We start from the raw sequence: 22,323 nt of genomic DNA, 5'->3' as shown, positions 1-22,323 counted from the left end.
CGCGGAAATGACAGACACGTCTATGTGAAACAGATTAATTTGCGATAGAATACAATTTTTATCGGAAGGTTAAAAACAATGGGTGTAAACGAATCAATTTTCCTGCGCAGTCTGCGCCGAGAGCCAGTACCAAGAACTCCGGCTTGGTTAATGAGACAGGCAGGACGTTATTTACCAGAATATCGCCGGGTTCGTGCACAAGCCGGCGATTTTATGACCCTTTGCAAAACCCCAGAGCTCGCTTGCGAAGTCACCTTGCAGCCGCTCAGACGGTTTCCTCTGGATGCCGCCATCCTGTTTTCAGACATTTTAACCATTCCGGATGCAATGAGGCTTGGCCTGCATTTTGTGGAAGGCGAGGGACCCTGTTTCCGGTTTCCGCTGCATACTGAAAATGCTATTAAAGCGCTTCCTTTTGAGCAATTAAATGAAGGTCTTTCCTATGTTTTCAAGGCAGTTGAATTAATCCGTCGGGAGATGCCTGCTGACCTGCCTTTAATTGGTTTTTCAGGCAGCCCCTGGACGCTTGCCTGTTACATGGTGGAGGGCCAAAGCAGCCGTCAGTTTCCCCGGTGCATGCAGCTGATTGAGAAAGAGCCGCAGATTGCCAGGCTTTTGTTAAATAAGCTAACTCATGCAGTTACTCACTATTTACTCGCACAGATCCATTCAGGTGTTAACGCCGTCATGTTGTTTGATACCTGGGGAGGGCTTCTGTCAACGGAGGATTATCTGAATTATTCACTCAATCCGATGAAGGAAATTGTTCAAAATATAAAAAAACAGTACCCCTATATTCCCGTTATCTTATTTACCAAGGGCGGGGGGCAGTGGCTCTTGCAAATGGCTGAAACCGGTTGCGATGCATTGGGGCTGGATTGGACAACGGATCTGGGAAAGGCCAGAGCACTGATTGAGGACCGGTTGAGCCTACAGGGAAATTTTGAGCCGGCCTTGCTTTTAAGCGATGAAGAGACCATTACTAAAGAAGTAGAGCGTATTCTCGCCTCTTATGGAAACGGGCACGGTCATATTTTTAATCTGGGGCATGGGATTACACCGGACGTTCCTCCTGAACATGTCAGTATGTTATTGCAGGCTGTACAAACCTTTAGCCCTGCTTATCATAAGGAAAGCAAGTGATTACCGAGAGTGAATTCAAGCCGGCCTGGTGGCTGGGTAATGCACATAGTCAAACCATCTATCCCACAATTGCGCGCAGCATTCGATTTGTCATTGATAAAAGCGAACGCATTGAATTGGCGGATGGTGATTTTCTGCAATTATCCTGGATGACTAAGGGAGTGCCGCAGAATGCGCCAGTGGTCGTTCTGTTGCATGGTCTTGGTGGAAATTTGAATTCGACCTATGCCGCCGGTTTAATGCATTCGTTTAATAAAGCAGGCTGGCGCGCAGTAATGATGCATTTTCGTGGAGGCGGCAGTAAGCCAAATCGTTTGCCAAGAATTTATCACTCCGGTGATACGAGTGATTTTTCTTATTTCCTGAATATCCTCTCAGAGAGGGAGCCTGACGTCCTGAAAGCAGCGGTGGGGATATCTTTAGGAGGCAATGTACTCTTGAAATGGCTGGGAGAAACAGGCGAACAGAACCTTATCCAAACTGCAGTCGCTGTTTCAGTACCTTTCAAACTAAATATTGTTGCTGAAAAAATAAATAAAGGCTTTTGCCGCATCTACCAAGCCTATTTGCTGAAGAAATTGAAGAAACTGGTTGTAAGGAAACAGCAGATTTATTCCGACCAATGGGAAGATATTTTCAGCAGACTGCAACAATCCAATTGTTTTCGCAGTTTTGATGAAAATATAACCGCTCCTTTGCATGGCTTCTCCAGCGCGAATGATTATTATGCCAAAGCGAGTTCGCTGCCTTATTTATCAAAAATAGCGACGGAAACCTTAATTATTCATGCCAAGGATGATCCTTTTATGACTACGGAGGTTATCCCTTCTAATCGGGAATTATCCGATAAAATTACTTTAGAGTTAAGTGAGAAGGGCGGGCATGTGGGTTTTATCAGCGGGAATATGCCAGGTTTGCCAGTATATTGGCTGGAAGAAAGGATCCCTGAATATATCCAGTCTGTATTTGGGGCTCTCATGAAAAAGCCCAAATAAAATCCGGTATACCAGGGTGTTTAGTCGCCGCATAGTTGAACCGCCTGTCAGGCTCCTTGTTCTTCCTCGGTTTTTTTCATTGGGCGAGGATTAAAATGCCGGCTTAGCTGAATTGCCATTTCTAATGATTGTTCATAATTCAGACGAGGATCCACGAGGCTTTTATAAGCGTGCTTTAAATCTTCTTCACTTAAGCCCCGGGCTCCACCGATGCATTCGGTGACGTTATCCCCAGTCAATTCAAAATGAACACCACCCAAATTGCTGTTCATTTCAGTATGAATGCGATCGGCTTGCTGCAATTCTGATAAAATATTATCAAAATGACGGGTTTTTATTCCATCTGCAGTAGTTTCTGTATTTCCGTGCATAGGATCGCAAGACCAGGTGACTGGAATATTAGTCGAGTGCACCGCTTCAATTAAAGGAGGTAATAATTGAGAAATTGATTGTGCACCAAACCGGGTAATCAGTAAGACCCTTCCCGCCTCGCAGTTGGGGTTAATAATTTTCAGTACATCAATCAGCCATTCCCGCGTGGCTTTGGGTCCGACCTTAATTCCAATAGGATTTTGAATACCCCGCATAAATTCAAGATGGGCGCTATCCAGTTGCGCGGTTCTCATTCCTATCCAGGGAAGGTGAGTGGATAAATCGTACCACAGTCCGTCATGCAAACGTCGGGTCAGAGCCTGCTCATAATACAGATGTAAGGCTTCATGAGAAGTATAAAAATCCACTTTGTTTAAGTTGTTTAAATCATGGCCATTAATAGCCTGAAAAAAATCTAGGGAATCAGCAATCGAGTGCACCAGTGAATGGTATTCATCCGCTTGCGGCGAATGATCAACAAATCGCAAATCCCATTGCTGTGGATGGTTCAGATCTGCAAAGCCCCCGTCGAGAAGCGCTCGGATAAAATTGAGCGTCATCGCAGCACAGCTGTAACCCTGAAGCATTAACTTGGGGTTTGGAATACGTGATTGCGCATTAAACTGAGGAGAGTTAACCAAATCACCGCGATAGCTGGGCAGAGTCACCCCATCAATCGTTTCAAAATCAGAGGAGCGGGGTTTGGCGTATTGGCCGGCAATTCGTCCCACTCGAATAATGGGTTTACGCATTCCATGCAGTAGAATCAGGCTCATCTGCAGAAGAATTTTCAGTTTGTTACTGATAATATCCGAACGGCATTCGCTAAAAGATTCTGCGCAATCGCCTCCTTGCAGAATAAACGCTTTTCCCTGTCCTGCGAGCGCAATTTCCTTTCTGAGATTTTTAATTTCACCGCTTGTCACCAGCGGCGGTAACTGACTCAACTGTTCAACGACTTTTTCCAGCTGTGTTTGATCAGGATAGACTGCTGCTTGCTGGTAGGAGAACTGTTGCCAGGAGATTGGCGACCACGCGTTCATAAGCACCTTGGATTACATTAATAATTCAACAAGTATGCGATAACTGCGTGGGAGTAGCAAGAAGGAATCCAGGCAGGGGAGCAAAGCATTCGAGTGTTCATTGGAATTCTCATCGCTTTTTAGAACTATTCTTCAAAAAATGATAAAAAATTTCCATGCAAGCCTTGAATTTATCGTTATCATCCCCATTTTCTGTTGTCGGTAAATTCAGGAGTTGTTCAGATGAGCAGTGAAAAAACAAAAGACTGGAAAAAAATTAAAGAAGAAATCGAGCAAAAACTCAATGAAGACACTGAAAATTCAATTGATACGGATGAAGAAGAAGGTGAGAGCGGGAGCAGTGGAAAAGCGTCTGAAACTGCTTTGGATCATCCCAGCTACACCGCGCTCGAGGAAAAGCTGACTCTGGCTGAGCAACAGGCTCATGAGAACTGGGAAAAATCAGTACGCGCAATGGCCGAGCTTGAAAATGTCCGACGCCGGGCTGAACGCGATATCGCTAATGCCCATCGCTACGGGCTGGAGAAGTTTATCACCTCGCTTCTTCCTGTAGCTGACAGCCTGGAGCAAGCAATGCAGTTGGCTGATAAATCGGCTCAGGATGGCATGTATGAAGGCCTCGAACTTACCATGAAGCTATTTCTGGATGCGCTGGCCAAACAGGATGTTGTGCAGATCGATCCGCAGGGGCAATTGTTTAATCCCCAGGAACATGAAGCCATGTCGATGGTGGCAGTGCCTGACGCAGAGCCTAATACAATTGTCACTGTATTTCAGAAAGGATATAAATTGGCGGACCGAATTATTCGTCCGGCTCGTGTTATTGTGTCAAAAAAATAAAACTGGTTGCATGCATATTGGCTTGAATTTATTAGATTCACCCCCATATGTTGGACTAATTGCAATAAAAATTTATATTGGAGCAAAGGCAAATGGCAAAAATTATTGGTATTGACTTAGGTACGACTAACTCCTGTGTTGCGGTTATGGAAGGTAAAAATGTGCGTGTTATTGAAAATAGCGAAGGTCATCGCACAACGCCATCCATTGTCGCATTTACTGAAGACGATGAAGTGTTAGTTGGGCAATCAGCCAAGCGTCAGGCAGTAACCAATCCGGATAAAACCCTGTTTGCTGTCAAGCGTTTAATTGGCCGCCGCTTTGATGATGCGGTTGTTCAAAAAGACATTAAAATGGTTCCTTATAAAATTGTCAAAGCAGACAATGGCGATGCCTGGGTTCAGGTGAAAGGCCAGGATAAAGCGCCTCCGCAGATCTCTGCAGAAGTACTGCGCAAAATGAAGAAAACCGCTGAAGATTATCTCGGTGAAGAAGTGAAAGAAGCGGTCATCACTGTTCCTGCATACTTCAACGACTCTCAACGTCAGGCAACCAAAGATGCGGGTCGCATTGCTGGTCTTGAAGTCAAACGTATTATTAACGAACCAACTGCCGCAGCTCTTGCTTATGGTATGGACAAAAAGCGCGGTGATTCTGTTATCGCTGTTTATGACCTGGGTGGTGGTACATTTGATATTTCAATTATCGAAATTGCTGAAGTTGAAGGCGAACATCAGTTTGAAGTATTGGCTACTAATGGTGATACGTTTCTCGGCGGGGAAGATTTCGACCTGGCTCTGATAGAATATCTGGCTGCGGAATTCAAAAAAGACACTGGTATTGATCTGCACAATGATCCTTTAGCGCTGCAGCGGCTGAAAGATGCAGCAGAAAAGGCAAAAATTGAATTGTCATCTGCTCAGCAGACCGATGTGAATCTGCCTTATATTACTGCCGATTCCAGTGGTCCAAAACATATGAATATCAAGCTGACCCGCGCCAAGCTGGAGTCACTGGTAGAAAAATTGGTTGAACGTACTATTGAACCCTGTAAAACAGCACTTAAAGACGCTGGATTGACTGTTTCCCAGATTAATGAAGTGATCCTCGTGGGCGGTCAGACCCGTATGCCTTTAGTGCAAAAAACAGTACAGGATTTCTTTGGTAAAGAACCGCGTAAAGATGTGAACCCTGACGAAGCGGTCGCTGTGGGTGCGGCTATTCAGGCTGCTGTATTGTCCGGTGAGGTAAAAGATATTCTACTGCTTGACGTTACTCCGCTTTCTCTGGGTATTGAAACCTTGGGCGGTGTAATGACCAAGTTAATTCAGAAGAATACGACTATACCTACCAAGGCAAATCAGGTATTTTCCACGGCCGATGATAGACAAACCGCGGTCACTGTGCATGTTTTACAAGGAGAGCGTGAGCAGGCTTCCGCTAATAAATCGCTTGGTCGATTTGATTTAACGGATATTCCTGCAGCGCCTCGTGGCGTGCCTCAGATTGAAGTGACTTTTGATATTGATGCAAACGGTATTTTGAATGTATCGGCAAAAGACAAGGCAACCGGCAAAGCGCAATCCATTGTTATTAAAGCGTCCAGCGGTCTTAGCGATGAGGAAGTTGAGGCGATGGTTAAGGATGCTCAGTCCCACGCGGAAGAAGATAAGAAATTTAAAGAGATGGCCGACTTGCGCAACCAGGCGGACAGCTTAATTCACAGCAGTGAAAAATCACTGACCGACCTCGCTGGCGAGCTTGATGATGCTGAGAAAAAAGGCATTGAGTCTGCAATTGCTGAGTTGAAAGAAGCTGTGAAAGGCAATGATAAAGAGCAAATAGAAGAGAAATTAAAAGTTCTCACCGATGCTTCTGGAAAAATGGCTGAACGCGTTTATGCTAAAAAAGCTGCTGAAGGACAAGCCCAGCAGGGTGGCGAAGCGCCTCATGCCGGCCAACAGTCACATGCTGGTGAAACTCAATCGGGCAAGCCTTCTGACGGTGTGGTGGATGCTGAGTTTGAGGAAGTTCAGGACGATAAGAAATAAAGCTTAACAGGGTTGTTTCTGCTAAAGCGAATAGGCGCTGAAAGAATCCCCTCTCCAAAGCAGGGAAAAGGGCTAGCGGCTAAGTTAAGGAAATTTTGTCATTCCCGCGAAGGCGGGAACCATTCCTTCGTTGGCATTATAGCTAGCTCAGAGATGGATCCCCGCCTTCGCGGGGAGGACTGTTCAATATAGAGCTTAACTTATGGTAATAAAGGGGTGAGGGTGATTTTAAAATCCCTCTCTCTAACTCTCTCCCTGAGGGAGAGAAGATTTTTAAGAGAGATCCCTAAGAAGTTGACGCCTATGTGCTAAAGCAGGAATTTATTTAAAATGTAGCCTTGATATGCGAAGCGCATCAAGGTTTTTTTGCTTAAGAATGCTAAATCCGGATGCCATTTATTTTGCAGGGGCTACAATTTAATAGTATAGAATAGGTGGAAGAGCGTCGCGGTTTAATAAACGAGACATTCTTTTTGTATTATTCCGTTTTTACCCCGGGTAAAAGCATAGTTATTGGTGTGTGCAGTCATGGATCAACGGGATTATTATGAGATTCTGGGTGTTAATCGTGGAGCCAATGAAGGCGAAATAAAAAAAGCTTATCGAAAATTGGCAATGAAATATCATCCGGATCGTAATCCAAATGATAATGTTGCGGAAGATAAATTCAAAGAAGTACAAAGAGCCTATGCAGTGTTATCCGATCCGCAAAAGCGGACTGCCTATGATCAGTTCGGTCATGCGGGAGTAGATGGGGCTGCAGGCGGTTTTGGCGGCCAGGGCGGGTTCGGTTTTGGCGATGTGTTTGAAGATATCTTTGAAAATATTTTCTCAGGCGGCCGCACTCATAGCCGGCAGTCCAGAGGGCAGCGTGGCTCTGATTTACAGTATAATGTTCAGTTGACGCTTGAGGAAGCAGCACTGGGCAAGCAGATAGAAATCACTGTTCCCCGGCATGCGGCTTGCCAGACCTGTAGTGGTACAGGTGCAAAAGCCGGCTCAACCCCAAAAAATTGTGAAACCTGTGGCGGAATAGGCCAGGTACGAATTCAGCAAGGCTTTTTTTCTATTCAGCAAACATGCCCCGGTTGTCATGGTGAAGGTAAAATAATTACGGATCCCTGCACAAGCTGTCATGGGCAAGGTCGAGTCAGAGAAAGTAAAAAATTAACCGTTAAAATTCCCGCCGGTGTGGATAATGGGGATCGGGTTCGTTTGTCCGGCGAAGGCGAAGCCGGCGCTTACGGCGGCGGTTCGGGTGATTTGTACGTCCAGATTAACGTCAAGCAACATGCCATCTTCGAACGTCATGAGAGTGATTTATATTGCGAAGTGCCTATTAGTTTTGCCACCGCAGCATTAGGCGGCACGATTGAAGTACCTACCCTCGAGGGGCGGGTTAGTCTGAAAATTCCACCGGAAACACAAACAGCCAAAGTGTTTCGATTACGCGGAAAGGGTATGAAATCGGTCCGTGGTCATGGTGTTGGTGATTTATTATGTAAAGTGGCAGTAGAAACGCCTGTGAATTTATCCAAAGAGCAGAAAGAACTGTTGACGAAATTACAGGAATCTTTGGACAGTAGCAAAAAAACACATTCTCCCAAGTCAAGCTCCTGGTTTGATGGTGTAAAAAAGTTTTTTGAAGACATGAAATTTTAACAAGTCTGAGCTACAATTACGGCTTTGATGTATTTTTCCGCCATTGTACGGCACTGCCATTCAGGAAGCGTATTGAGGAATTCGCGCCATGTGTGCGAATACAGGATTAAGCAGCCTTATACTGGCTGCTGCCTCGCAGCATACAAAGGGATTTCACGCAATGGCAGCGAGACTAATGATTGCCCATTTGTAGGATTTTCTTCATGTTGAATAAACCAGCCATATTAGCTCTTGCTGATGGAACGCTTTATCATGGACTCTCTGCAGGTGCTTCCGGTCACTGTGTTGGAGAGCTCGTTTTTAATACGGCAATGACTGGTTACCAGGAAATGCTCACTGACCCTTCCTATGCCCGCCAGATAATTACACTAACCGCAGCACATGTTGGGAACACTGGTTGTAACGAAGAGGATATGGAGTCATCACGAATTTGGGCGGCAGGATTGGTCATGCGTAACTGCACTCAAAATCCCAGTAATTATCGCTCGACGCTATCTTTACCTGAATGGTTAAAACGAAATGGGGTTGTGGCTATTTCAGGAATTGATACCCGCCAGTTAACTATTCATTTACGTGAGCAAGGTGCAATAGGGGCTTGTATCAGCACGCAGGCAGATAAAACCGAGCAAGCGATTGAGAGAGCCAGGGCGTTTAGCGGATTAAATGGCGCGGATTTGGCCTGCGAAGTGTCGCGTCAGGCAATTGACCGCTGGGATGAAGGCCGTGGACAATGGGCATTAGATTCAAGCCCGCTTCAATACCATGTAGTCGCTTATGATTTTGGTGTGAAACATACCATCCTTCGTATTCTGAAAGACAAAGGCTGTTATATAACCCTTGTGCCCGCTAAAACCAGCGCAGAAGAGGTCCTGGCTCTAAACCCGGATGGTGTATTTCTTTCTAATGGACCCGGTGACCCATTAGCCTGCGACTATGCAGTCAATGCAACCCGGGTATTTCTGGAAGAAGGGATCCCGATATTCGGCATTTGCCTTGGTTTTCAAATTCTAGGACTGGCTGCTGGCGGCAAATCGTTAAAAATGAAGTTCGGCCATCATGGCGCCAACCATCCTGTGGCTGAATGTGGTGGGAAAAAACGAGTATTCATTACCAGTCAGAACCATGGCTTTTCAATTGATGAAGCCAGTTTGCCAGAGTGTCTGGAAGTAACCCATCGCTCTTTGTTTGATAACAGTTTGCAGGGGATAAAACACAAAACAAAGCCTGCTTTTGGATTTCAGGGACACCCTGAATCAAGCCCGGGGCCTCATGATATTGAGATTCTTTTTGAGCAATTTATTTCGATGATGAAAAATGATAAGTAATTACCCATATTACTATAAAGCCAGAAACTGTTTTTACATCCCAATGAATCGAGTCTCGACATAAGCATGAGAGAATTTAAAACAAAGAGATTCGGGAAGCAATGTTGTTTGCCGCAAACTCAGAGCATTAACGTTAAAAGGAAATATAGAAGTGACCGAGCTTAAAGTATTTACTTCAGAATCTGTTTCTGAAGGTCATCCTGACAAAATCGCTGATCAAATATCTGACGCCATTCTTGATGCAATCCTCAGCAAAGACCCTAAAGCAAGAGTTGCCTGTGAGACTTTTGTAAAAACCGGTATGGTTTTAGTCGGTGGTGAAATCACGACTTCTGCATGGGTGGATGTTGAAGAAATTACCCGTCAGGTGATTAAAGAGATTGGTTATAACAGTTCGGAAATGGGTTTCGATTGGGCTTCCTGTGCCGTTCTTTCGGCAATAGGCAAGCAATCGCCTGATATTGCCCGTGGAGTGGACAATCAGGATACAAAAATTCTGGGAGCAGGGGATCAGGGTTTAATGTTTGGTTATGCCAGCCGCGAAACGGATGTATACATGCCTGCCCCGATTGCTTATTCCCATCGCCTGATGGAGAAGCAGGCGGAGCTACGAAAAAACGGCAGCATTTCCTGGTTACGGCCTGATGCCAAATGCCAGCTGACTCTTCTATATGAGAATGGTATGCCGGTTGCTGTGGATACGGTTGTGTTCTCCACCCAGCATCATCCTGATGTGAGTTATAATGAGCTGGTTGAAACAATCAAATCCGCGATCATTCATGAAGTGATTCCAGCAGAATGGTTAAATAGCAAAACACGCTATTTTATCAATCCCACCGGGCGATTTGTAATCGGCGGACCTTTAGGGGATTGCGGTTTAACCGGCAGAAAAATTATTGTGGATACTTATGGCGGCATGGCCAGACATGGCGGCGGCTGCTTCTCAGGAAAAGATCCATCCAAGGTAGATCGTTCAGCGGCCTATGCGGCTCGCCATGTGGCTAAAAATCTGGTTGCGGCAGGAATTGCAGAAAAATGTGAAATTCAGGTTTCCTATGCGATTGGTGTTGCAGAACCTACTTCCATCAGTGTAGAAACCTTCGGCACCGGGGTTCTTCCTGAATATACCATCATCAACCTGATTCGTGAGCATTTTGATTTAACCCCCCAGGGTATAATTGATCATCACGAACTGTTAAGACCTATCTACCGTCAGACAGCAACTTATGGCCATTACGGCAGACCGGATTTTCCCTGGGAAAGACTGGATAAAGTCGATGCTTTAAAAAAGGCGCTTTAATTCATAAGCTGTCAGTTATTAACGCAAGGAATATTATGAAAACAACCAATGTAGCCAGTAACCTGCAAACACATCAAGATTATAAAGTGGCTGATTTGTCACTTGCAGACTGGGGGCGCAAGGAAATCGCCATCGCCGAAACGGAAATGCCAGGCTTAATGGCTTTACGGGAAGAATTTGCTGCTCAAAAACCGCTAAAGGGGGCTCGAATTGCAGGTTGTCTGCATATGACGATTCAAACGGCTGTTCTGATTGAAACCCTGATTGCTCTGGGTGCTGAAGTCAGATGGTCTTCCTGCAATATTTTTTCTACTCAGGATCATGCTGCTGCTGCGATGGCAGAAGTGGGTGTTCCCGTTTTTGCATGGAAAGGCGAGACAGAAGAGGAATACTGGTGGTGTGTGGAACAAACATTGCGTGGTCCCAATGGCTGGACGCCCAATCTTTTATTGGATGACGGCGGCGATTTAACGCAGGTTCTGCATGAAAAATATCCGGAAATGCTGAAACACATTCATGGCGTTTCAGAAGAAACGACCACAGGTGTCGCCAGATTGTATGAAATGGCGCGAAATAAGCAGTTGATGATCCCGGCTATCAATGTCAATGATTCGGTCACCAAATCCAAATTCGATAATTTATACGGTTGCAGAGAATCCTTGCTTGATGGGATTAAAAGGGCTACAGATGTCATGATAGCCGGTAAGATTGCCCTGATTATGGGCTATGGCGATGTGGGCAAGGGCTGTGCTCAGGCGCTGCGCGGTCAGGGCGCCACAGTGTGGATTACCGAAGTGGACCCAATTTGTGCTCTCCAGGCTGCAATGGAAGGATATCGCGTAGTAACCCTCGATGATGTGGCACATGAAGTGGATATCGTGGTAACAGCCACAGGAAATTATCATGTGGTAGCCCATGAGCATATGATTCGTATGCGCAATCAGGCGATTCTCTGTAATATCGGTCATTTCGATTCAGAAATTGATATCCAGAGCCTGAGACAATATCAATGGGAAAATATCAAACCTCAGGTGGACCATGTCATTTTCCCTGACGGCAAACGATTAATCGTCCTGGCAGAAGGACGCCTGGTGAATCTGGGCTGTGCGACTGGACATCCAAGTTTTGTGATGTCAGCTTCTTTCTCCAATCAGGTATTGGCACAAATTGAATTATTCACCAATGCCAGCCAATATCAAAAGCAGGTTTATGTACTGCCTAAATTATTGGATGAAAAAGTGGCACGTCTGCATCTCAAACGTATCGGGGCAAAGCTGACAACCTTGACTAAACAGCAGGCAGAGTATTTAGGTGTGAAAGCGAATGGACCTTACAAGCCGGACCACTATCGTTATTAACGCTAACCTGTCTTTGCGAACAAAGTGAAGCAATCCAGATCGAACCTTGAACAAAGTCAGGATCTGGATTGCTTCGCTGACGCTCGCAAAGACGGTTTTTCTGAATCATCAAGAAGAATATGAATTCCCCTATCATATTCGAAAATCCGCCGAATCTGGAAAATCAAGAGCAAGTACAAAATAACGCTAACTTAGCATCAATACCCTGCGGGATGATGGGAGAACTTCTTTATTTGAATTATGACGGGATAGAAAATAAGCCCCCGATTTTGATTTTAAACAAGAACCCACGAACTCTGACAGAGTGTTAAACAAACAAAAACTAATTATTTTGCGAACATGGTTTATGTGCTTTCAATTATCAAAATCTGCGCTTGCAACACAATGCATTAAATTATGCCCGGGCGGGGGATACGATAGGGATTAAGCGCTTTTCCTTGAATCCATCTTTTGCATTTCCTCAACTGCCCAGTTCATTAGTTCGTACCTAAAATCTAATTAGTATAAACCTTTGTTTGAATATTAACTTTACCTTACGGGCAATAGTGTAAATTTACTTTACCACTACATTTAACGTATAGTTATTATCTAACCGCAACTTAAAGGGACTTTATGAAAATATATAAAAGGACGCATATTCCTGAAACAGTATGGGAGTTTTTTAACACCGAAAAAGGATTATCAATAGAATTGTTACAACAGGCAATTGATGTAGGCGATCCGTTTAAAACATATTCATTTGCCTTAGAAATGATTGAAATATTTAACGGAAAACATCTGATTCAATACTACCGAGACAATCCTCCTTTTTCTATAATTGACTTATTACAATATAATCCTTACGCAATTCGAGATTTTATATGTCATGATGGTACCGATGAAAAAGGATATAGATTTCACAATTGGCTGCTTCAAAACAAATTAAAAATGCCTTCTTTTCTGGTAAATGACGGATTTTATAATATAACAAACTTATGTGATGAGTCTGGAATAGAATATCTAAACCGGAAAATTATTAATTCTCCTCAACAGGATAAACAAGCTGAACTTGAAAAACTGGTACAACTTGGAGTGTGTGAGCTTCCGATAAATAAGCAAGAAGTTTTAGCTGATAGCCTTTTTAAAGGTCCGATTTATGGTTTTGATACTACTGATGATCGATTCCTAATCTTCAAAAAACATCAACAGAATCGCTTTTTTAAAGAGCATACTGCTGTGCCAAAAGAGGATACCACTACAGATATGGCGACAAAAATGATTGAATTGAACCGGAATGGCTCACCCATGGGGTAATCACACTACTACAACTTATATTGCGAAAGGCAAACCACTAAATTCTCATTTATGCTCGTGTATTATGTGCCAGAAGTAAGTCTTCGGGCGCACCAACCGTTGCATGGTTGGGTTTCCATTAGACCATTTTGAATGGACAGCAAATAATCCAGCATTATATCAATCTTCCTCCTAAATGGTGTAAAATTCAGATTGTATAATAAAATTCATTTGCTTAAGTCGGTTGGCCGTTCCATTACCCCCCAAGCCCGTTAAGGAAAACGCCGGATCAGTTAGGTTGATTTAAGAATTGAATGGCCTGTTTTATACTCTTATCTTCTGGTTTAAACATTGAATAAAAATTATGTTCCAACCTGGTATCAATGTCTAAATATAAGGGTTGTTCGATTCCATCCGCTGATACCATGCGCAGTATCATTAGATTGAAATAGTTGCCGTCTTTTAATTCCAAGCTTGCATTGACTGACAAAGTGGGACTGGTTCGTTCACCAAGGATATGAGATGTGCTTGAATTTTCTTTCAATGCAAAAGCTGTAATTGCACCAGAACTCCCTGTTCCCTCATCTACTAGTAACACAATAGGTATATTAACTCGATTTACTGGAGGCGAATGATCGATTTGGTGAAGTATCACTTTTAAACCATCCGCTGTTAATGCAGCCAGGGTATTCCCATCCTCTGATAAATGTATCCTTTCTCCGTTTGAATACGAAAATAAGGTTCCTGGAGTTATTAATTTTGAAAGACTCAGTAGCATCGGAAAATAATTACCACCACCATTAAGTCGAAAGTCAACAATAACCCCTGCGGCGGTATCAAGATCTAACTCATTAATAAGATTCCTGCCTTCCATTATTCTGGCATTTACTTCATTATGACTAAACGCATACCCACTTGGTACATAGATATACGCTATATCCCCATACCGTTTTCCCCAAAAATGGGAGGTTGTCTCTTGAATATAAGAACGAGCAGCATCATTTAACTGTATAAAGTCACTCCAATATTGACTCAATTCATCAGGATGGTAATTTGGACATAATGTACTACCTAAACCCTGCTCAGTCACTAAGGAGTGAAAATCATATTTGTTAAGTGCAGGGGCTAATATATTCGCAATTGCGGAAGTACCTCGACAGATAATCTCTTCATTGCCAATAAACTCCAGTGCTTTTGTTTCAATGTCGTTCCAATTTAGTTGCTGACTAAAAGGAGACTCATTTTTAGCGAAATTAAACGCCTGATAGAAAACATCCTGGGCGTCGCTAGCATAACCAGACAAGCATAAGTAATTGCTTGCAAGAATCAATGCTATTAGTTTAATTTTCTTCATGATAAGGCCTTGGAGTGAAAGACAGCAATTATACACACTGATAAATCTGAAAGTGAGGTTGTCAATCCTGTTAGAAATCCAACCGCAACAGGAGCAACTTGTGAAAAGTGAAATCAAATTTCATAATGATTCATTTGGATATCATTCGCTCCTTAAAATCTCTCATCCCTTTGAATATTGGATCTGCAATCTTTTCTGGGAAATGGTCTGGTAATTGTATGGAGACCTCATCGATAGCAGAATCAATACGATCGAGCACTTGTTCAAAAATCTGAGTTGCTTTAATTTTAGAATATTGGACGTATTTTGCCGTTTCAATAAAGTGTCTTTTTTGAATGCCGTCAATCTTATAATGATTATTTTTACCATATAAAGCCATTGCCATTTTCAATTTCTTAAAGGATAGCTGTTTTTGTTCCACGATAGGATAGGCTGAAATGATGTCGTATAAGGGGGTGAGCTGGTAAGCGCCTTGTGGTTGTATACTTATACTGAAATTTTTGGCATGCGCATCAATAGCGCCAAGGCACCAGTACACAACCTGAGCTCTGAAAAAATCATCTCTGTCTTTTTGGGGCTGTTGCGAACCATTAAGCAGCTGCATAACGTCTTTAATACCCGGACCGCCATCTGACTGATATTTTAAATTTGGTGAGTAGCCCAATGCCTGGCATAGGTCTTCTTGCGGTAACCTGAGTATATAGCGGTTATCTCGACTCCATTTTCGATCAAATCTTTCGACAACCAGCACCTTTTCATCTTCGAATTGTAAGATTTTTGATTTTGCAACATCCAAACCAAATTTGCTGGCTAGTAATAAACAGAGATGCTCATTTTCACAGCTCTCACTTAAATCCATTCCTTGATGTGGTAAATATCCAATAGGTAATTTGAATATGTGAGTTGTTGGTGTAGGTCCAAATGGCTTATGCCATTCATTTTGGTAATATAGAAAAGCTGTTTTTTCCTGAGCACCGGCTATTGAGATTCTAAACTCATCATCCTCTTTATCCATTCCCAGTGGCGAGGTTTGGTAAGAACGTAAAGTACGAGCTATTTCGGCCTCACTGACAACGTGACTTTCAATGCTGAGGGGCTGTGTTTGAGGAATACGCTCAACAATTTGTATTGCACCAACACAATCAATGCCAATTAATGCCAATAAATCAAAGGGTCGTGATGATTTTGCCTGAAAACGAGCTTGAATTCTAGCTCTTATCTGTGGATTATCGGGAAGCAAATTATCAAAAAAGTTATAAACGACTTCTCCTGAAAATTTTTGATTTACTAATGGCAACGATAAAGATACTGGTCGCGAATGTGGCTTGGAGATCCAGTCCCCGACATAGGAAAAACTCAAGCCTCCTGCATTATCCTGTATAAGCTCACCCACAAGCTCATTATTCATCAATATGTATAATTTACGCATTACCATTCGAGCTCTTTATGAGTCTCTTGATTTTTTTCAACAAGGCTAATATTTAAATTCAGGGCGGACAATATTCTAAATAAAGTATCAATTCGACTATTGTCAGGGCTATTTTCAAACTTTGATATAGTATCCTGTTTTAAACCCACTAAATCCGCGACTTCAGATTGACTCATTTTGAGTTGCTTGCGCTTGTCATTTAAATATAATGCCAAATCTTTTGCTGATCGAATAATCATAAACCCTCTATTTTACCCTCAATTGCCAATAATACCAACTATACCCTTAAGTGCGGGTAAAATCAAATATACCCGCATTTGCGGGTAAAAAAGTTGCAGCATATGCTAAAAATTTAACTAACAAGGCAACTTGTCATACATTAATTACGACACAAGCTGTGTCATAATTACCATACGAACACAATGTAGCTTTTCTGATGCAGATGGTTAAGGATGGAAGTAAGTGGCAGAATAAAAATTTACATGAAATTTTAATAAAATTTTTTGTTAAACTAGACAGTGCTTGTATATCATATAACCATGAAAACATTAAAATTTGATTTTAACTAGAAGCCTTACTGTATATGATTCCCAGTCAAGACTCGAACCTGAGACCTAATGATTAACAGTCGTAGTCTTAGCCATCAATCGCAACACTCTACAACAAATAACAATAATAAATCAATCACTATGAACAAGCTTATTACTGCCAGTTGTTATCATTTATTGCCATTATTTGTAGCGTAGTGCCCATGAGTGTCCTACGAAATCAATTACTTTTTAGACGTCTAAAACTCGTTTTAATTTGTTGAGCTGCTCTATTTTTTTCTCTTCGGGAATTTTGTTAATGTTTTGTAACTTCCATTGAATACCAGGAAGATTTTCAATGCCATCTATAGGTAGTAATGACCAGTCAGGATTGCCAGACTTTAATTGAATTAAAAACATTTTTTCTGTTTCGGTAAAAGAACTCAGTAGTAGTTTAGGTAAATGTGCTTGAATGCCTTTTAATTCTTCATGTGTGGTAGGAATGGAAGTCATGCCAGAAAACTCATTTTGAAAAGTGCTTTCAAATTCTTTTTGTGATGTTTCTGTTATTCTCGGTTCAAGAAGTTCATGCATAGGTCTCGAACCACTGGCAAGATAAACAATGAACGCTTGCCGGATTGCTTCAGTTAGTCCTTGATTTTCTAATAAAAGTTTTATATCGAATAGATCACGAGGATGATATCTATCTAATGCTGCGCATATTTTACCACCGTACAAATCAGCAACGGATAATGTTCTAACGCGCATAAATTTTAAAAATTGGCCTTGGGCTTTGTCGCATAGCTCTATCTCTTCACAAGGAAATACAGAACCTCTTAAGACAAAATTAGGTTCAATCTTGATCATGCCATGATTGGAATAAACCTGTAGTTTGGATATTGATCCGTTTTTCATAAGTACTGTTTTAACTGTCACACCAAATTGCTCGATCAGCTGTTTCATTTTCAGTAATTCAACTTCGATATTTGTAAGGAAAACATCTCGGCTCTCAATAGGTAAATAAGTCAGGTCAATATCAACACTTAATCTGGGCATATCATGGATGAATAAATTAATTGCTGTGCCACCTTTTAAAGCGAAACATTTAAAATCATTAAGTACAGGTAAGACTTCGAGCAATAAAGCTACCTGATTTTTATAAACGTCTTGAAAACTCAATGCATTACTCCTTTACTTCAGGCAAAGACAGCTGATATTTAGAAAAATATTTTCCGCCTTCAGCTAATACTCGCTTACCTTTGCCCAAATCTACTTTTGTTAAATCCAAACTAGAAAACCAAGGATGATTAAATTGTTCACTTAAATGTAAGAAAAGCCTTTTTACTTTGATTGAATGGCAGTCCTCTAGTAATGCTTGGATTACTTTCGGTCTTAATTGAGCTAGATTTTCTATTAAATAGGTTATCTCATTCAGTGATTGATGCTGAGGATATAGATAAAGTAGTTCAAGCGCGGCTCTTTCAGGACTGGATATTTTTAAGTTTATGCCATTGATAGGTCGTTCTACTAATCCTTGATCATTAGAAAATAATGAGGATTTGTATATCTCAAACTCTGCATTCCATGTATTAGCTAATAGCCATTTTGGTATTTTAGTAGTTGCAGGCGCAAATAGCATGATGTGCTGCATACCTTGCATAGATACAAAATGCCCTAATCCTAATAAATGCAAGGCAGTTTTTGCTCCTACATGGATTGGAGTTGCTAGCTGTGTTTGCAGCGCATTAATCGCCCCTTCCCAAGTGATGTGATCGCCTGCTTTTTTATAAGCGTTAGTTCCGAGCTTTTCTAATAGCCCTGAGTGGACATACCACCACGCTAGCTTGGAAGATACGCCTTGTTCCTCAAGCCATGCGGCAGTCAATACTACACCTGATGGTGCTGTAACCATAAAATGGTTTATTTTTGATTCATTATTTCTAGTCATACTAGATATTATAGCATAAAGTTAAACCTAGGTTTAATTTAACAAGAAATATTCGAGGATTCCTAGAATTTTTACATAAAATGTAAACTTTTAATAATTGTGTGATTTAATAGGTGATATTTTATAGTCGGTGTGTTACAGCGAAGGAAAACTCACTCGTGCATTTTTTTGAGTACAGGGTTAGTTTCTAGCCATTCCCATTCATTAACCGCAGTAGTTAATACATGGGATATGGCTGCTAAATATCGATTAACTGTCGCATTGGTTCTTTTTTCGCCTCTGGGAGTGGGGCTGTTTGCTAATTCTATTCGGAGGGATGTTATAATTTGAGAGGTAAAATCTGCCAATAAATAGTAGCCTGCTTTATCTTTCCACCTAGCAAGTTGTTTTGCCTGAGAGGCTTGCATGGATTCTGATTTTTCAGGCAGGATGATTTCAATGTATCTATCAATAAGCTCTGCTACAGTACGTTTTTTTGATTCAGCACATTTAAAATAACGGTTTTCTCGTATAGCGGCTTCTGTGCTTGTCGCCCAATTTTTGGCGTCTGTCTTTCTTTTGAAAGTCGCCTCTTGTGGTTTATGTCCTTTCAGACGGATTTTGACACGATAGGAAACACCGTCTTTTGATTTTCGTTCTTCAATTACTGCCATATACCAATCTCCTCAGATGGAGGTTGGTAACTGATATGTTATAGTTACATCAGTCACCATTAGCCCCGATACGGTTAATGTTGATTAAGATTGGTGGCGCCTACCACCAATCTGCCTATTCTGCGAAGACTAAAGAAATCACCAAAAAATAACAACCATTGATAGCTAATCATGAGACTAATAAAAATTAATTTTTATCGATCAATACATTGCATGGCTTTTTTTAATTTTTGGGACACTCACGGAACAGTAACCCAATAAGCACCTTTAGTTTCGTTTTAAAATAAGGCAAAAAGAACAAATGACATAGCTTATGTTAAGAGAGCAAAAGACAGGTTGATTAGGTATTGTTTTGTTGTAGTTTGTTGCCTTGTACTGTCCCATCAGTGTCCCAAATGGGTGATGGTTTTTTAGGAGGATTCGATTTAAGCCACGCTAGAAGTGGCTCCCCGGTCAAGACTCGAACCTGAGACCTAATGATTAACAGTCAAATGGAATGGACGTGGCAGCTTAGATTCAACCACATCATTCCTGTCGGACGCAGGAATGACGTGATTCTGGAGCGTCAGATAGACGCTTATTCCCAGGCTGGTATTGCTGCGTCACCAAATAACTCTTTGGCTTTTGCTTTGACTTGAGGTGATTGGAAAGCCTTAACAAACTCTTCGAGTTGTACTTTCTTTTCACTGTTTTGATTAATAACAATCAGATTGGCATAGGGTGAGTTTTTATCTTCAACAAAGATGGCGTCTTTCAATGGATCAAGGCCGGCCGGAATGGCGAATGTAGTATTGATGATCGCTGCATCCACATCATCAAGTACGCGCGGCAATTGGCCTGCATCCATTTCCTTGATTTGCAGGTGTTTAGGGTTTTCGGAAATATCCGCAACGGTCATTGTAGTGTCGTCTTTTTTTAATTGAATCAAACCGGCTTTTTGCATTAAAAGAAGGGCTCTTTCTTCATTACTGGGATCATTTGGGATAGCGATGATGGCATTATCGCCGATTTCGCTGATAGCTTTATGTTTGCTGGAGTAGATCCCTGTTGGATAAACAAAGGTTTTGCCAATAGGTTCCAGAGTATAGCCATGGGCTTTCATGGAGGCTTTCAAATAGGGGAGATGCTGATAAACATTGGCATCAATGCTCCCATCCTGCAGGGCTTCATTAGGCAAATTATAGTCATTGAATTCAACTATTTTTACTGCTAAATCATATTGCGTCAGTGCGACTTCCTTGGCGGTTTCCACCAAATCGGTTTCCGGGCCGGAGATGGTCCCTATAACCAGAGTATTAGGGGAGGGTTTACTGCATGCCAATAAACTGAGACTTAAAAAAATTATGGAAAATAAGCGCATGAAAATCTCCTGTTAACAATGTGTGTAGCGTCTGGTCAGTCGGTCCCCTGCCATTTGTAATAACTGGACGATACCGACAAGAATGATTACGGTGACAATCATCACGGTCGAATTAAATCGCTGATAGCCGTAACGGATAGCCAGATCGCCAAGACCGCCTCCGCCGATTGTACCGGCCATTGCGGTATAATTAACCAGCGCAATAGCAGTCACGGTGGTGGCCTGGATTAGCGATGGAAAGGCTTCCGGCAGCAAAATGTGTTTAATCATTTGCCAGGTATCTGCGCCCATGGAAAAGCCGGTTTCAATGAGGCCGCCGGGAAGTCCCTGATAAATATTATCCACCAGGCGCGCATAAAAAGGGATAGCACCGATGGTTAATGGAACAATAGCGGCATTGATTCCAATGGACGTGCCTATCAAAAGGCGTGTGAAGGGAATTAGAGCAACCAGTAATATAATAAAGGGGATGGAACGCGTAAAATTAATCAGGCCGGCGGTAAAACGATTAATCCAGGCATGCGGCTTTATTCTGGAGGAAGTAAATAATAAAGTCCCCAGCGGCAGGCCCAGTAAAGTTGCCAGAATAGTGCTTACTGCCGTCATATAAACTGTCTCAAGACTGGCTTGAACAACATCATAAAGCAGGTTCAGTGACATAACCTAAAATCTCCACGGTTAAATTGGCTTTCTCACAACGCTCGATAAAAGCAGTTAACAGGTTTTCATCCGCTATCAGTTCTACAACCAGCACCCCACAGGTCACCGTATCGAAACGATCAATATTAGCCAGCAGAATATTGATATCAATATGCAATTCCCGGCTGGTTTTACTTATGAAGGGTACAGTGGCATTGTCGCCCTGAAAGAATAAACGCAGCAGAGGTTTATTATTGGGTTTCTGAATCAGTGTACCAGCAAGACAGGGGGGCAGCTGCGGGCTTAATTGGGAATATAACATATTCCTTGCCAGACTTTGTGGGTCTTTAAACGCACTGGCCAAAGAAGTTACTTCAATAATTTGCCCTTTTTCCATAACCGCCAGGCGATGGCAAATTCGCTTCACGACATCCATTTCATGGGTAATCAGAACGATGGTAATACCATAAACTCCATTTATTTTTTTTAGCAGCGTTAAAATGGACTCTGTGGTTTCAGGATCCAGGGCCGAGGTGGCTTCGTCACAAAGAAGGATTTTAGGGGAACAGCTCAGAGCACGCGCAATGGCGACCCGTTGTTTTTGACCGCCGCTTAATTGGGCTGGATAGGCATGTTTTTTATCCTGCAATTCGACCAGCGGTAATAATTCTTCAATCTTTGCGGCGATTTCATCTTCGCTGATGCCCTGTATCCGCATGGGCAATGCGATATTGTCATACACATTCTTAGATTGCAGGAGATTAAAATGCTGAAAAATCATGGCAATTTTATGCCGAGCCTGGCGCAGCTCAGATTCTGTCAGTGAAGTCATTGCTTTATTGTCAACGAGAACTTCGCCTGAGTCTGGCCGTTCAAGCAAATTGATACTGCGCAGTAAAGTGGATTTTCCAGCACCACTGCGGCCAATAATACCAAATATTTCACCTTCCTGAATGAATAAACTGACGTTATTCAGAGCAGTTACCTGATGATAAGATTTGTGAAGCCCAACTAATTCAATCATATGTGTATATTACCTACGAGGAGTACAG

At 42.3% G+C, this 22,323-nt stretch carries 19 protein-coding genes; 9 read left to right on the top strand and 10 right to left on the bottom strand.

Features of this window, described 5'->3' with window-relative positions; all coding sequences use genetic code 11:
- The first annotated feature begins 78 nt into the window (after window positions 1-78).
- Both hemE and DYH61_RS10925 read left to right on the top strand, forming a co-directional pair.
- Window positions 79-1,143, top strand: a complete 1,065-nt coding sequence (hemE, locus tag DYH61_RS10930) for a uroporphyrinogen decarboxylase (protein WP_058507564.1) — start codon at window positions 79-81, stop codon at window positions 1,141-1,143.
- A complete protein-coding gene (locus tag DYH61_RS10925; RefSeq protein ID WP_058507563.1) occupies window positions 1,140-2,138 on the top strand; it encodes a hydrolase in 999 nt (332 codons plus the stop codon). The genes hemE and DYH61_RS10925 overlap by 4 nt, the downstream gene beginning before the upstream one ends.
- Before the next feature lie 47 nt (window positions 2,139-2,185).
- On the opposite strand, the gene DYH61_RS10920 is transcribed toward DYH61_RS10925, so the two are convergent.
- Window positions 2,186-3,553, bottom strand: coding sequence for a 3-deoxy-7-phosphoheptulonate synthase class II (locus DYH61_RS10920; RefSeq protein WP_058507562.1), 1,368 nt, complete (start codon window positions 3,551-3,553; stop codon window positions 2,186-2,188).
- A 222-nt stretch (window positions 3,554-3,775) separates the two neighbouring features.
- On the opposite strand from DYH61_RS10920, the gene grpE reads away from it, so the two are divergent.
- From grpE to DYH61_RS10880, 7 genes are all read left to right on the top strand, one after another.
- Complete coding sequence (grpE, locus tag DYH61_RS10915) at window positions 3,776-4,393, top strand: nucleotide exchange factor GrpE (protein WP_058507561.1); 618 nt, start codon at window positions 3,776-3,778, stop codon at window positions 4,391-4,393.
- Between the two features lie 92 nt (window positions 4,394-4,485).
- Window positions 4,486-6,444: a molecular chaperone DnaK gene (gene dnaK / locus DYH61_RS10910; protein ID WP_058507560.1), complete on the top strand. Its 1,959-nt coding sequence runs from the start codon at window positions 4,486-4,488 to the stop codon at window positions 6,442-6,444.
- Between the two features lie 528 nt (window positions 6,445-6,972).
- On the top strand, window positions 6,973-8,106 hold the full coding sequence (dnaJ, locus tag DYH61_RS10905) for a molecular chaperone DnaJ (protein WP_058507559.1): 1,134 nt from the start codon (window positions 6,973-6,975) through the stop codon (window positions 8,104-8,106).
- A 203-nt stretch (window positions 8,107-8,309) separates the two neighbouring features.
- Window positions 8,310-9,431, top strand: coding sequence for a glutamine-hydrolyzing carbamoyl-phosphate synthase small subunit (gene carA / locus DYH61_RS10900; RefSeq protein WP_058507558.1), 1,122 nt, complete (start codon window positions 8,310-8,312; stop codon window positions 9,429-9,431).
- A gap of 151 nt (window positions 9,432-9,582) precedes the next feature.
- Window positions 9,583-10,731: a methionine adenosyltransferase gene (gene metK, locus DYH61_RS10895; RefSeq protein ID WP_058507557.1), complete on the top strand. Its 1,149-nt coding sequence runs from the start codon at window positions 9,583-9,585 to the stop codon at window positions 10,729-10,731.
- A 35-nt stretch (window positions 10,732-10,766) separates the two neighbouring features.
- Window positions 10,767-12,089 carry an adenosylhomocysteinase gene (gene ahcY / locus DYH61_RS10890; protein ID WP_058507556.1) on the top strand — a complete coding sequence of 441 codons (1,323 nt, stop codon included), beginning with the start codon at window positions 10,767-10,769 and terminating at the stop codon, window positions 12,087-12,089.
- A gap of 612 nt (window positions 12,090-12,701) precedes the next feature.
- Entirely contained in the window at window positions 12,702-13,382 is a 681-nt protein-coding gene (locus DYH61_RS10880; RefSeq protein WP_058507554.1) for a hypothetical protein, read from the top strand.
- Window positions 13,383-13,650: 268 nt separating this feature from the next.
- Here the strand turns inward: DYH61_RS10880 and DYH61_RS10875 are convergent, their stop codons facing one another.
- From DYH61_RS10875 to DYH61_RS10835, 9 genes are all read right to left on the bottom strand, one after another.
- Window positions 13,651-14,715 (bottom strand): S41 family peptidase, encoded by a 1,065-nt coding sequence (locus DYH61_RS10875; RefSeq protein WP_058507553.1) that lies wholly within the window; start codon window positions 14,713-14,715, stop codon window positions 13,651-13,653.
- 130 nt (window positions 14,716-14,845) lie between these two features.
- Entirely contained in the window at window positions 14,846-16,150 is a 1,305-nt protein-coding gene (locus DYH61_RS10870) for a type II toxin-antitoxin system HipA family toxin (RefSeq protein WP_058507552.1), read from the bottom strand.
- A complete protein-coding gene (locus tag DYH61_RS10865) occupies window positions 16,144-16,383 on the bottom strand; it encodes a helix-turn-helix domain-containing protein (RefSeq protein ID WP_058507551.1) in 240 nt (79 codons plus the stop codon). Before DYH61_RS10865 ends, DYH61_RS10870 begins: the two co-directional genes overlap by 7 nt.
- Window positions 16,384-16,923: 540 nt before the next feature.
- Window positions 16,924-17,850, bottom strand: a complete 927-nt coding sequence (locus DYH61_RS10860; RefSeq protein WP_058507550.1) for a nucleotidyl transferase AbiEii/AbiGii toxin family protein — start codon at window positions 17,848-17,850, stop codon at window positions 16,924-16,926.
- A 4-nt stretch (window positions 17,851-17,854) separates the two neighbouring features.
- Window positions 17,855-18,619, bottom strand: a complete 765-nt coding sequence (locus DYH61_RS10855) for a type IV toxin-antitoxin system AbiEi family antitoxin (RefSeq protein ID WP_058507549.1) — start codon at window positions 18,617-18,619, stop codon at window positions 17,855-17,857.
- Between the two features lie 152 nt (window positions 18,620-18,771).
- The gene (locus DYH61_RS10850; protein WP_058507548.1) at window positions 18,772-19,272 is read right to left on the bottom strand and encodes a hypothetical protein; all 501 of its coding nucleotides are present in this window, start codon (window positions 19,270-19,272) and stop codon (window positions 18,772-18,774) included.
- Between the two features lie 577 nt (window positions 19,273-19,849).
- A complete protein-coding gene (locus tag DYH61_RS10845; RefSeq protein ID WP_058507547.1) occupies window positions 19,850-20,632 on the bottom strand; it encodes a MetQ/NlpA family ABC transporter substrate-binding protein in 783 nt (260 codons plus the stop codon).
- A gap of 12 nt (window positions 20,633-20,644) precedes the next feature.
- Window positions 20,645-21,292 (bottom strand): methionine ABC transporter permease, encoded by a 648-nt coding sequence (locus tag DYH61_RS10840; protein ID WP_058507546.1) that lies wholly within the window; start codon window positions 21,290-21,292, stop codon window positions 20,645-20,647.
- Window positions 21,270-22,295, bottom strand: coding sequence for a methionine ABC transporter ATP-binding protein (locus tag DYH61_RS10835; RefSeq protein ID WP_058507545.1), 1,026 nt, complete (start codon window positions 22,293-22,295; stop codon window positions 21,270-21,272). Before DYH61_RS10835 ends, DYH61_RS10840 begins: the two co-directional genes overlap by 23 nt.
- Between the last annotated feature and the right edge of the window lie 28 nt (window positions 22,296-22,323).

Source organism: Legionella quinlivanii (assembly GCF_900461555.1).
Classification (GTDB): Bacteria; Pseudomonadota; Gammaproteobacteria; order Legionellales; family Legionellaceae; genus Legionella_C; species Legionella_C quinlivanii.
The sequence above is the reverse complement of the archived record's forward strand: the minus strand, read 5'-3'. Positions and strand labels throughout refer to the sequence as shown.

Bases quoted from the DNA above. Each gene is read 5' to 3' on its own strand.
- hemE (WP_058507564.1), top strand. From the start codon at position 79: ATGGGTGTAAACGAATCAATTTTCCTGCGCAGTCTGCGCCGAGAGCCA.
- DYH61_RS10920 (WP_058507562.1), bottom strand. From the start codon at position 3,553: ATGAACGCGTGGTCGCCAATCTCCTGGCAACAGTTCTCCTACCAGCAA.
- grpE (WP_058507561.1), top strand. From the start codon at position 3,776: ATGAGCAGTGAAAAAACAAAAGACTGGAAAAAAATTAAAGAAGAAATC.
- dnaK (WP_058507560.1), top strand. From the start codon at position 4,486: ATGGCAAAAATTATTGGTATTGACTTAGGTACGACTAACTCCTGTGTT.
- dnaJ (WP_058507559.1), top strand. From the start codon at position 6,973: ATGGATCAACGGGATTATTATGAGATTCTGGGTGTTAATCGTGGAGCC.
- carA (WP_058507558.1), top strand. From the start codon at position 8,310: ATGTTGAATAAACCAGCCATATTAGCTCTTGCTGATGGAACGCTTTAT.
- ahcY (WP_058507556.1), top strand. From the start codon at position 10,767: ATGAAAACAACCAATGTAGCCAGTAACCTGCAAACACATCAAGATTAT.
- DYH61_RS10880 (WP_058507554.1), top strand. From the start codon at position 12,702: ATGAAAATATATAAAAGGACGCATATTCCTGAAACAGTATGGGAGTTT.
- DYH61_RS10875 (WP_058507553.1), bottom strand. From the start codon at position 14,715: ATGAAGAAAATTAAACTAATAGCATTGATTCTTGCAAGCAATTACTTA.
- DYH61_RS10870 (WP_058507552.1), bottom strand. From the start codon at position 16,150: ATGGTAATGCGTAAATTATACATATTGATGAATAATGAGCTTGTGGGT.
- DYH61_RS10865 (WP_058507551.1), bottom strand. From the start codon at position 16,383: ATGATTATTCGATCAGCAAAAGATTTGGCATTATATTTAAATGACAAG.
- DYH61_RS10855 (WP_058507549.1), bottom strand. From the start codon at position 18,619: ATGACTAGAAATAATGAATCAAAAATAAACCATTTTATGGTTACAGCA.
- DYH61_RS10850 (WP_058507548.1), bottom strand. From the start codon at position 19,272: ATGGCAGTAATTGAAGAACGAAAATCAAAAGACGGTGTTTCCTATCGT.
- DYH61_RS10845 (WP_058507547.1), bottom strand. From the start codon at position 20,632: ATGCGCTTATTTTCCATAATTTTTTTAAGTCTCAGTTTATTGGCATGC.
- DYH61_RS10840 (WP_058507546.1), bottom strand. From the start codon at position 21,292: ATGTCACTGAACCTGCTTTATGATGTTGTTCAAGCCAGTCTTGAGACA.
- DYH61_RS10835 (WP_058507545.1), bottom strand. From the start codon at position 22,295: ATGATTGAATTAGTTGGGCTTCACAAATCTTATCATCAGGTAACTGCT.